Source organism: Psychrobacter sp. AOP3-A1-26 (assembly GCF_052378235.1).
Lineage (GTDB): Bacteria > Pseudomonadota > Gammaproteobacteria > Pseudomonadales > Moraxellaceae > Psychrobacter.
Genome location: NZ_JBQSXN010000168.1, coordinates 1 through 1,660, shown reverse-complemented (window position 1 = coordinate 1,660; position 1,660 = coordinate 1). Strand labels below are relative to the sequence as shown.

Genomic DNA, 1,660 nt, shown 5'->3' with positions numbered 1-1,660 from the left:
CCCCCTATGGCAGGATAGTTGTCACCCCTAAATATTAATCCAAATGGGGGCACAAGGACCAATCATGCCAAGATATAGTGACGATCGTAAACAAGCCATACTCAGCAAACTGCAACCCCCATTAAACCTAAGCGTGGCTCAAGTATCAAGAGAGGAAGGCATCGGTCTTCAGACCCTGTATAATTGGCGCAATCACGCCAGAGAACAAGGTCAGCCCATGCCGACAAATAAACGTACTCCTGATAACTGGTCAAGCGAGACCAAACTTGCCACCGTCATCGAAACAGGCGGCTTATCCGAGACCGAGCTTAGCGAATACTGCCGTAGTAAAGGTCTCTATGTTGAGCAAATAAAAGCGTGGCGCACTGACGCTCTTAAGGGCTTTAGCAGCAGCAAACAACAGAGCCTTAAAGACAAGCGTCAACAGCAGACAGACCGCAAGCAGATTAAGCAACTCACCCGAGAGCTTGCTCGAAAAGAAAAAGCCTTGGCTGAAACCGCCGCCTTACTGGTGCTCAGAAAAAAGCTGGATGCGTTTTGGGAGACCGAACCCGAGGACGACTAACCTCACTCCCAGAGCGCATCCAGTACATAGAATGGATACAAGACGCCACCCAAGCAGGCGCTAGGCTCAACCCTGCCTGTTGTGAGGTTGGCATCAGCGTGCGTACCTATCGGCGCTGGTATAAAGATTCTCAAGTGCAGCAAGATAAGCGTGCTGAAGCTATCCGCCCTGTACCGGCTAACAAGATGAGCGTAGCGGAACAAGCCGCCATTATAGCCGTCTGCAATCAGCCCCGCTTTGCCAGTCTACCCCCGACCCAAATCGTACCCACCTTACTTGATGAAGGCATATATCATGGCTCAGAGTCTACCTTTTACCGACTACTTAAGCAGCATAATCAGCTCAACCATCGAGGTCGTCGCTTAGCCCCTAGCGCATCAAAGGCACCACAAACCTTTACTGCGACCGCTCCAGGTCAGGTGCTGTGCTGGGACATCACTTATTTGCCAAGTCCCATACGGGGGCAGTTCTATTACCTGTACATGATAGAGGATGTCTATAGCCGTAAGATTGTCGGTCAGGAGGTGTATGATTGTGAGTCAGGAGTATTAGCAGCTCAGCTGCTTGAGCGTACCCTCATCCGTGAAAAGGCGCTACATAGCGGTGTGGTATTACACTCAGACAATGGCACACCGATGAAGGCGCAAACTATGAGGATGAAGGCCTATGAATTAGGCGTTGTGACGTCATATAGCAGACCGCGTGTGAGTAATGACAACCCCTTTGCAGAGTCTTTGTTTAAGACGTGCAAGTATCGTCCTAGTTGGCCCACCCAAGGCTTTAAAAGCTTAGAGGCGGCTCGTGACTGGGTGCTGAGCTTCACGCGCTGGTACAATAATGAGCACAAACACAGTCAGCTGAACTTTGTGACGCCGAGTCAGCGCCATACGGGTGAGGATAAGGAAATACTGGCAAAACGTAAGCTGACGATGCAGCAAGCTAAAGCTCAAAATCCAATACGTTGGGGCAGTCAAAAGGTGAGAGATTGCGAGCCTGTGGGTCCGACGACATTGAATCCTGTAAAAGAGCCAGAAAAGATGAGATTACAAGCTGCTTAATTGGGCTTGATGGTGACAACTAGCTTGAAAAACTCCG

Annotated in this window: 1 protein-coding gene; it reads left to right on the top strand. The window is 50.1% G+C overall.

The annotated features are described in order from the left end of the window. Positions 1 to 64: 64 nt before the first annotated feature. A protein-coding gene (locus ACT3TU_RS14095; RefSeq protein ID WP_443517262.1) for an IS3 family transposase occupies positions 65 to 1,623 on the top strand; the annotation gives its coding sequence in 2 pieces (ribosomal slippage) (positions 65 to 530 and positions 530 to 1,623; 1,560 coding nt in all). Positions 1,624 to 1,660 lie beyond the last annotated feature (37 nt).